General features: G+C 75.9%; 2 protein-coding genes. Both read right to left on the bottom strand.

Annotation, left to right across the window (positions count from 1 at the left end; genetic code table 11):
- The coding region (locus AOK01_RS40030) for a helix-turn-helix domain-containing protein (RefSeq protein WP_157871681.1) at nt 1–179 on the bottom strand (179 nt) is incomplete at its 3' end.
- 76 nt (nt 180–255) lie between these two features.
- On the bottom strand, nt 256–1,860 hold a 1,605-nt coding region (locus tag AOK01_RS40025), incomplete at its 5' end, for a thiamine pyrophosphate-binding protein (protein WP_245702627.1).

Here is a 1,860-nt window from a genome sequence, read left to right as displayed (position 1 = left end):
CGCACCGGCTGCTGGCCGAGCCGGACCAGCTCGGCCAGCAGCCGGTGCGCGGTCGGTTTGGGGAGCCCCGTGCGCAGCGCCAGCTCGGCCAGGCCCTGGGTGCCCTCCGACTCACCGCAGGCGCGCAGCAGCGCGGCTCCGCGCGCGAGCACCGACTTCGGTACCTGCCCGTCCGTCATGGACCGATGATCGGGCCCCGGCAGGCGGGTGACAAGGTGCGGGTCCCTGTGAGTCGTCCGCGGCCGGCCCCGTCCCCTACCGCAAGGGCACATCGACCAGCATCGGGCGCGTCAACTCGCCCGCTCCCGCGACGAGTTCACGCAGTTGCTCCGCGCTCCCCGCCCGTACGGCGTCGACCCCGAAGAACCCGGCCGCCCGCGTGAAGTCGAGGCGCCCCAGCTCGGTACCGGGGCAGAGCCCGGTGCCGCCGCGTGCCTCGTACGTGTCCTGGAGGGTCCGGTAGGCGCCGTTGCTCATCACCACGAACAGCACGGGAGCCGCGTACCGGGCGGCGCTCCACAGGCCCTGGAGGCCGAACAGGGCGCAGCCGTCGCCCAGGACGGCGACGACGGGCCGGCCCGGTTCGGCCATGGCCCGGCCGACGGCGGCGCCGATCCCCCAGCCGAGGCCGCCGCCGACGGTGTGCGTGTAGCTGCCGGGCCGGTCGAGGCGTACGAGTTCGCGGAGCAGCAGGCCCACGGTGATGGCCTCTTCGACGACGGCCGTGCCCGGCGGCAGCCCGCGTGCGACGGCGTGGGCGGCGGCCCAGGGGGCGAGGGGCGCCGACGAGTAGGTGGCGCGCGCGGCGGCCTCCGTACGGCTGCGTTCGGCGGTGTGGCGGTCGCCGGCGCGCAGCGCTCTCGTCTTCGCCGTGTGCGCGGGCACCCGCTCGGGCAGCAGTTCGGCGAGCCGGTCGAGGGACGGCCCGAGCGCGCCCACGAGGCCGTGGTCGGCGGGGAAGTTGCGGCCGATCTCGTCCGGGTCCGAGTCGAGCTGGATGACGGTGAGGCCAGGCGGCAGCGCGGGTCCCGGACTGTAGTGGTGCGGTGTGAAGGCGTGCGCTCCCGCGATGAGCACGGTGTCGTACGGGGCGAGCGCGGCCCGGATCGCGTCGTGGCGCGGTGGCAGCATGCCCGCGTACAGGCGGTGTGTGGTCGGGAAGTTCAGACAGTCCGCCATCGGCTGGTGGTGCACGGGCGCCCCGCAGGCCTCCGCGGTGCGGACGAGCGCCGCCACCGCGTCCTCACGTCCCACCCCGTCGCCCGCGACGATCACGGGGCGCGCGCCGCCGCCGAGCAGCGCGGCGGCCCGGTCGAGTCCGCCGGCCGGCGCGGGCCCGGGCGGTGGCGTACGGGCGGGGATCTCGACCTCCGTGTCCTCCGTCAGCAGATCCATGGGCACGGACAGGAACACGGGCCCGGCGGGCGGCCGGGCGGCGAGCGCGAAGGCGCGGCGCAGCGCGAGCGGCAGGTCGCGGGCGTGCTGGACGTCGTACGTGGCCTTCACGGCGGGCGCGGCGAGCGCGACGAGGTCGCCGCTGAGCATGGGGTCCTGCTGGAGGTGGCGGCGGTCCTGCTGCCCGGCCATCACCACGAGCGGGGTGCGCGAACGGCGGGCGTTGAGCAGGCCGACGAGTCCGTTGGCGAGGCCGGCCGCGATGTGCAGGCTGACGAAGGCGGTCCTGCCGGTGGCGCGGGCGTATCCGTCGGCCATGGAGACGACCGCGCCCTCGTGGACACCGAGGATGTACTCGGGCGCCTGGTCGGTGTCCGCGAGAGCTGCCAGGAACGGCAGCTCGGTGGTGCCGGGGTTGCCGAAGACGCGGTCCACGCCCTCGCCGCGCAGGATGTCGAGCAGGGC

The sequence above is a fragment of the Streptomyces aurantiacus genome (genome assembly GCF_001418335.1).
In the GTDB taxonomy this organism is placed as follows: Bacteria; Actinomycetota; Actinomycetes; order Streptomycetales; family Streptomycetaceae; genus Streptomyces; species Streptomyces aurantiacus.
The sequence above is the reverse complement of the archived record's forward strand: the minus strand, read 5'-3'. Positions and strand labels throughout refer to the sequence as shown.